Origin of the sequence: Sulfuricurvum sp. (assembly GCF_023250475.1) — a bacterium.
Taxonomy (GTDB): Bacteria; Campylobacterota; Campylobacteria; order Campylobacterales; family Sulfurimonadaceae; genus Sulfuricurvum.
On record NZ_JAHFAQ010000113.1, the window covers coordinates 1 to 7,172 of the forward strand.

General features: G+C 45.7%; 6 protein-coding genes and 1 tRNA gene. 4 read left to right on the plus strand and 3 right to left on the minus strand.

Going from position 1 to position 7,172, the window contains the following annotated elements:
- The 4 genes from Q0C19_RS09800 to Q0C19_RS09815 all read left to right on the plus strand — a co-directional run.
- Positions 1-1,105 (plus strand): pyridoxal phosphate-dependent aminotransferase family protein (locus Q0C19_RS09800; protein ID WP_295055530.1); only part of this gene is annotated, 1,105 nt, incomplete at its 5' end.
- A gap of 4 nt (positions 1,106-1,109) precedes the next feature.
- Complete coding sequence (locus Q0C19_RS09805; RefSeq protein ID WP_295055532.1) at positions 1,110-1,808, plus strand: ATP-binding cassette domain-containing protein; 699 nt, start codon at positions 1,110-1,112, stop codon at positions 1,806-1,808.
- 35 nt (positions 1,809-1,843) lie between these two features.
- The gene (locus Q0C19_RS09810) at positions 1,844-3,808 is read left to right on the plus strand and encodes a penicillin-binding protein 1A (protein WP_295055534.1); all 1,965 of its coding nucleotides are present in this window, start codon (positions 1,844-1,846) and stop codon (positions 3,806-3,808) included.
- Positions 3,809-3,850: 42 nt separating this feature from the next.
- Positions 3,851-3,925: transfer RNA gene (locus tag Q0C19_RS09815), tRNA-Gln, on the plus strand.
- Positions 3,926-3,928: 3 nt separating this feature from the next.
- Here the strand turns inward: Q0C19_RS09815 and Q0C19_RS09820 are convergent.
- The 3 genes from Q0C19_RS09820 to Q0C19_RS09830 all read right to left on the minus strand — a co-directional run.
- Positions 3,929-4,522, minus strand: coding sequence for a DedA family protein (locus Q0C19_RS09820; protein ID WP_295055536.1), 594 nt, complete (start codon positions 4,520-4,522; stop codon positions 3,929-3,931).
- A 3-nt stretch (positions 4,523-4,525) separates the two neighbouring features.
- A complete protein-coding gene (gene uvrB / locus Q0C19_RS09825; protein WP_295055538.1) occupies positions 4,526-6,499 on the minus strand; it encodes an excinuclease ABC subunit UvrB in 1,974 nt (657 codons plus the stop codon).
- Between the two features lie 127 nt (positions 6,500-6,626).
- Positions 6,627-7,172: tetratricopeptide repeat protein (locus tag Q0C19_RS09830; protein WP_295055541.1), on the minus strand; the 546-nt coding region annotated here is incomplete at its 5' end.

The following is a 7,172-nucleotide window of genomic DNA, read 5'->3' on the forward strand; positions in this document are numbered from 1 at the left end:
AAAACACCCCTATGATAGCGAACTTAAAGCGCTCAGGCGTTCAGGCCGTTATCGTGAACGCCACCTTCGTAACGATACGCTGATCGATGCGGCATCGAACGATTATCTGGGATTGGCACATCACAAAGAACTCCATCGCAAAGCATGCGAAACCCTTTCTTGCTATAGCGAGCATGCCCCTAAATCGTCGATGCTGGTCAATGGTTACCACCCGATACATGCGGCATTCGAGAACGCTTTATGTGAAGCGAACGGGTTTGAAGCGGGAATCGTTATGGGGAGCGGCTTTAACGCCAATATCGGTCTGATTGAAGCGCTTGTCCGCAAAGGGGATGTGCTGCTGATGGATGAAGAGTACCATGCGAGCGGTATAGCGGGAGCGAGGATGTGTGAGGGAGAGGTGATTTTTTTCCCTCACAACGATACGGCTCTCTTTAAAGAGGCACTGGAACATGCTCGCGGGAAACGGGTCATCGTTGCTGTCGAGGGAATTTACTCGATGGGGGGAGATCTTGTAGCGCGTGAGATTATCGAACTCTCCATAGAGCATGAAGCTATTTTGATTTTGGATGAAGCCCACAGTAGCGGGGTTATCGGTAACCATTTGATGGGGATACTCGATTATTATGAAATCACACCGACCCCTTTAATGGTCAAAATGGGGACATTGGGGAAAGCGTACGGAAGTTTTGGTGCCTATGTCCTCTCCTCCTCTCACATCAGCGAATATTTGCTCAACCGAGCCAAAAACGTTATTTATGCGACGGCTCCGTCACTTTATGATACGGCCCTGGCACACCATGCTTTGGAGCATATCCAGACACATGCCCAAGAGTTGTGTGAACAAATAGCTCTCCGTCAGAAAATTGTCTATGAGACATTGGGTATTGAGTGTGCAGGATTGATTGTTCCGATTGAAATCGGGGATAACCGTGAAGTGATACGGCTGCAGGAACAGCTTAAAAATGAGATGGGATTCCATGTCGGAGCAATCCGTCAGCCGACGGTTAAAAAAGCGATTCTCCGCTTGATCGCCAGGGTTGATATTGATGAAACATTTTTCCGTCGGGTATGTGAGCGATTAACACAGATTTGGGTAAAATAGTATAATGAATACCATTCATATCGATCGGCTCAGAATCACCCATAAAGATGAAGTGCTGGTCGATATCGCCTTTGATATTCGGCGTTCATTGGCTCTGGTCGGACAAAGCGGAAGCGGTAAATCGCTGACGTTAAAAGCCCTCCTTGGGCTCTCGGATCCCTCTTTGGAGATTGTTATCGAAAAGCGGTGCGATTTTGAGTGGGAACGGGGCAAATCGGTCTCTTTGGTTCCCCAAAACCCGTTTACCGCTTTGTCTCCGTTGACACGGATTAAAGATCAGATGTTTCTTGCAAACGAAAAGTGCATTGAACTGTTCTCGCAACTGGGTCTTGAGAAAGAATTGCTGGAACGGTTTCCGCCTGAACTCTCCGGGGGACAGTTGCAGAGGGTTGTTGTCGCGATTGCTTTGGGATCACAGCCAAAGCTCTTGTTGCTTGATGAGCCGACAACGGCACTCGATCCAGCTTCAAAAGACTCTATGATCGGGTTGTTGAAAACACTGCAGGAAAAGATGAATTTTTCAATGTTGTTTGTGACCCATGATATGAGTGTCGCATCGGCTTTATGTGAAGATATCTGTGTGATCAATGAAGGCCGAATGATTGAAAAAGGGATTATCAGCGAGGTAATCCGAACTCCGAAAGAGAGATATACCCGGGCGTTAATTGACGCTGAATTTAAAACCAGAGGATTTAGAAATTGATCAACGCCTATGAAGAAGTACCTCTACGGACAAGAATGAGAAAATATCTGCTCATAGCATTGGGAATCGGTATTTTAATCCCGGTCGTTTTTTTAGGGTATCTCATTTACTCTTTCGAGTATGAAACGCAAAAATTAATCAAATATCAACCCCGTTTGACGACAGAAGTATATGACCGCAATGGGAATAAAATTGCCAATCTGTTCAGCGATGAACACCGCTACTATGTTTCGTACGAAAATATCCCTCCAAGGTTGATTGAAGCACTTTTGGCGATTGAAGATACCACCTTTTTTGAACACAGCGGAGTTAATCCTGATGCGGTTATGCGGGCTATCATTAAAGACTTAACTGCCGGAAAACTCAAAGAGGGTGCAAGTACCATTACTCAACAGTTGGTTAAAAATACTCTCCTGACCCGTGAGAAAAAATTCTCCCGTAAATTTAAAGAGGTTCTCTATTCGATTAGAATTGAGCAAGAACTGACCAAAGAGCAAATTTTGGAACGTTACTTCAACGAAATTTATTTAGGTCACGGCTATTACGGAATTAAAACAGCGGCGGACGGCTATTTTCGCAAGTCGCTCAAAGAGTTGACCCTTAAAGAGATGGCGATGCTGGTAGGGTTGCCGAAAGCCCCTAATTTTTATTCTCCGACTAAAAACTATGAACTCTCACTAGGGCGTGCAAACCGAGTCATCGGGCGTATGTATGAGCTTGGATGGATCGATCAGGCGACGTATGAAAAATCAACCGGCGAACGCCCAAAAGTTTTTAACGATACCCTCAGCAAAAATTCGGGTCCCTATATTATCGATGAGGTAATGCGTCAGCTCGGCGATGCGTTTCCCGATATCCGCAGCGGCGGCTACAAGATTTACACCACTATCGATATGCGATTGCAAGAGGCGGGATACAAAGCCCTTCAGTCGGGTCGTGACGAGATTTTGAAACGGGCGCAGGAAGCGGGGGATTTGGATGAGAATATGCAGCATCAGCTTAACGGTGCTCTTATCAGTCTCAATCCTTACACCGGAGAAGTTTTAGCGATGGTCGGGGGGTATGATTACTCTTTGAGTCCCTATAACCGTGTAACTCAGGCAAAGCGTCAACCCGGATCGGCATTTAAACCGTTTATCTATCAAGTGGCGTTAGACAGCGGAATGTCCCCATCGTCGCTTGTTCCCGATATCGCCCGTACCTATACGTATGCGGGCAATGACGGTGAAGAGAAAACATGGCAGCCAAAAAACTATAAAAATGACTACAAGGGGATGGTAACCATCCGTGATGCTATAACGCATTCGCGTAACCTCGCGACGATCAATATGGTCAGCGATATGGGATTCGGAAAGATTACCGAGGGGCTAAGACGTTTGGGGATTGTTGAAAACCTCCCTCCGGACCTCTCCATTGCCCTCGGAACGATCTCCATTTCGCCGATCGATTTGGCGAAATATTATACAATGTTCGCCAGCGGAGGAGCATTGACGAGTCCGATGTTGGTTCGTGAAGTGATTACCCCTAAAGGGGAAACAATCAAATATCAAAACAAAAGCCGCCAAGTAGATACGCCGCAGCAGATCTATCTGATGACATCAATTTTAAAAGATGTTGTAAGCCGCGGAACCGGTATGTCTGCCCGTGTTGGAGGAATCGAAATCGCCGGTAAAACGGGAACGACCAATGATAATGTCGATGCGTGGTTCGCCGGATACTCTCCGAGCGTCGAAACGATCGTTTGGTTCGGAAACGACAACAATACGCCGATGCGTCGAAGTGAGACGGGGGGACGCGCAGCCGCTCCGGTATTTCGTTATTACTACGAAGATATGCTTCGGATTTATCCGAATACCAAACGCTATTTTGATGTGCCTGCCGGTGTCCATATCGGATCACAAAGCGATGGAAACGGAACGGATACCTTTACGGATACTTCAGCCGCACCGGATGCTACTCAAGAAGAGGCACCAAAAACAGACGAAAAGTTAGTGTTCTAAAAGTTATTTAAGGGGATTTTGTTTACAATCCCCCTCTCACATTGGGGTATCGCCAAGCGGTAAGGCAACTGGTTTTGGTCCAGTCATTCGGGGGTTCGAATCCCTCTTCCCCATCCACCCTTACTTTGTACTTTCACTCTTCAATTTTTTTTGTTTATTATTTTTGGTTGCTTGCGAGAGATAGAACCACGTAGTTCCTCCGATTAGTATCAACATAATAGGGGCGAGATAAGGTTTGTCGACGATCATATCGTACCCTTTTATCAGTGCTCCGCCGAACATATAGCTTCCTCCTCCGACAAGAACAGCCCAGATTGCGGCACCGAGCGCATTGTAGGCACTGAATTTCCAAAAATCGTATTTGGTCAGACCGATGGCAAGTGTCACCAGTGTTTTAAGACCGTAGATGAATTTTTTGACAACAATAATCCATGAACCGTTTCGTTTGAGGAGGAGATGAGAAAAAGCCAATTTTCGGCGGTGCTTTTTGAAATATTCCATCATTTCCCGTTTGTGATATCGGGAAAAATAAAACATTAGCGAATCGCCGATAAAGTTGGCGGCAAACGCAATGGCAATGGAGAGGGAAAGATCCATTTTTCCCATAAAACTGAGGACTCCGGCACCTAAGAGGGCAACAAAACCGCCTCCCAGCGAATAGAGAAAAAGTACGATGTACCCGTATGTCGAGAGGTTATTTAACATATCTTGCATGGATTATAATTTCCTTATTTTTGCTATTTCGTCACGGAGCCGCGCCGCTTCTTCGAATTCGAGTTTTTTAGCGGCCTCTTTCATTTTGAGGTTCAACTCTTCGATCAGCTTTTTCCGTTCGGCGGCAGGAAGGGTTTTCGCTTTTTTGGAACGGTTGTATAAATCGCCTACATCTTCAAGTTTGAGATTCTCATCGAGAGAGCGTTTGGTTGTTGTCGGAGTGATACCGTGTACGGTGTTGAAAGTTTCTTGTATTTCACGTCTAGCCGTAGTTTTGGCAATTGCCCGCTCCATCGAACCGGTAATTTTCTGTGCGTATAAAATAACCCGCCCGTGTTCATTGCGTGCCGCACGTCCGATCGTTTGTACCAAAGCGGTTTCGGAGCGGAGAAATCCCTCTTTGTCGGCATCTAATATCGCTACGAGACTTACTTCGGGCAGATCGAGCCCTTCTCGCAGAAGATTGATTCCGATAAGGACGTCGAAATCCCCGACACGAAGTCCCCGAATGATCTGATTACGTTCGATGGCATCGATTTCCGAGTGCATATACTGCACCTTTATCCCCAAATCGGCGAGGTATTTGGTGAGGGCTTCGGCCATTTTCTTGGTGAGTACGGTCACGAGAACCCGATCCCCGAGTGCGACCGTTTTTTTGATCTCATCGTGGAGATCTTCGACCTGATTTTCACTCGGTTTGATTGTGATAATCGGATCGAGCAGTCCGGTAGGGCGGATGATTTGGTGGGCGACCGTCGTGCTGATATCGAGTTCCTGTGCGGACGGGGTTGCGGAGACGAACATATAATGAGGGGCTTTGTTCATAAACTCATCGATCATCAGCGGACGGTTGTCGAGGGCACTCGGGAGACGGAAGCCGTAATCGACGAGCACCTCTTTGCGGCTTCTATCTCCGGCAAACATCCCCCGAAACTGCGGGAGACTCACATGACTTTCATCGACGATAATCAAAAATTTATCGTGATGAAGGGTGAAATAATCGAGCAATGTATAAGGGGCTTCACCGGGGAGTTTATCGGTGAGGTGGCGGGAGTAGTTTTCGATCCCCTTGCACATCCCCGTTGCCTGAAGCATTTCGAGGTCAAATTCGCATCGCTGTTTGAGCCGTTGTGCTTCGACAATTTTCCCTTGTTTGTCCAATTCGTTAAGACGTTCTCCCAGCTCATCTTCGATCCGCTTGATCGCACGGGAGAGCTTCTCTTGACCTACCGCAAACTGGCTGGTGGCATAGATCGTAACACTCTCTTGCTTTTCGGTCATGGTGTTGCTCAGCGGCTCAAAAAAGGTCAGACGCTCCACTTCATCCCCGAAAAATTCGATCCGCACTGCCTGATCCTGCCAGTACGGGGGATAAATATCGACCACTTCGCCGTTCACCCGAAAGTGACCGCCGTCGAAATAGGTGTCATTTCGGGCATATCCCATCTCTACGAGGCGAAGAAGGAGCTTTTTTTGGTTGATTTCATCACCGACGGCGATAACCTGCACCATCTTTTCATACTCTTCCGGATCACCGAGCCCGTAGTTGGCAGAGACGGAAGCGACCACGATGACGTCGTCATAGCTGAGGAGGTTTGCGGTTGCAGAGAGGCGCAGACGCTCCAACTCATCATTGATCGAGCTGTCTTTTTCGATAAAGAGGTCTTGTCTGGGAATGTAGGCTTCGGGCTGATAATAGTCGTAGTAGCTGATGAAATACTCGACATGGTTTTCGGGGAAAAAGGAGCGAAATTCGCTGTAAAGTTGTGCCGCCAATGTTTTATTGTGGGTCATGATAATCGTCGGCAGCTGAACGCTCTCGATCACCTTTGCCATTGTGTAGGTTTTACCGCTACCCGTGACCCCTTCGAGGGATACATAGCGTTCACCGTTTTTAATACCGGAGGCTAATGCATCAATTGCAACGGGCTGATCACCGGCAGGCTGATACGGAGTATGAACTTTAAAAATCGGCAATGAATGACCCTGTAATAAAGATTTGAAATTATAGCGGAATTGCTGTATACGATTTGAAAACTAGGCAGATGTGTATAGAATGACTGCCTATACGCTGCCGAGAAATGGTAAGTTTTTAAAAAAAGATTTATCTTTTTTTTCGTTTTGATTTATCTCTTCCGATATTTGGTTCGTAGCGATTAATTAATTGTTTAATTTTTTGCGAATCCGTGTCTTTTGTAGCGATTTTTTTATATTGTTTCAACAATTCCACCCCTTTTTTTCTTGAAATTGGATTCTGACACAATAAAGTACTCAAATTTATCATTGCAAAAATAATATCTGGATGATCTTGATTTGGATAGAGTTTGTTTATCATCTCAAAAGATTTTTCATAAAAATCTTTTGCTTTGCTAAAGTCATCCAAAGCACTCCATAAACTACCTAAATTATTAAGAGAGCTGGCAATATCTGGATGATCTTGATTTGGGTAAAGTCTTTTTCTCATTTCGAATGATTTTTCAAAAAAATCTTTTGCTTTGCTAGAGTCCCCCAATGATTTCCAAATGCCACCTAAATTATTAAGAGAGGTGGCAGTAGTTGGATGATCTTGATGTGAATAGAGTCTACTTTTCATTTCGAATGATTGTTCATAAAAATCTTTTGCGCTATTGTAGTCATTTAAATAGTCCCA

What these genes read in the sequence shown, in the direction of transcription:
- Q0C19_RS09805 (WP_295055532.1), top strand. Translation starts at nt 1,110, where the DNA reads ATGAATACCATTCATATCGATCGGCTCAGAATCACCCATAAAGATGAA.
- Q0C19_RS09810 (WP_295055534.1), top strand. Translation starts at nt 1,844, where the DNA reads ATGAGAAAATATCTGCTCATAGCATTGGGAATCGGTATTTTAATCCCG.
- Q0C19_RS09820 (WP_295055536.1), bottom strand. Translation starts at nt 4,522, where the DNA reads ATGCAAGATATGTTAAATAACCTCTCGACATACGGGTACATCGTACTT.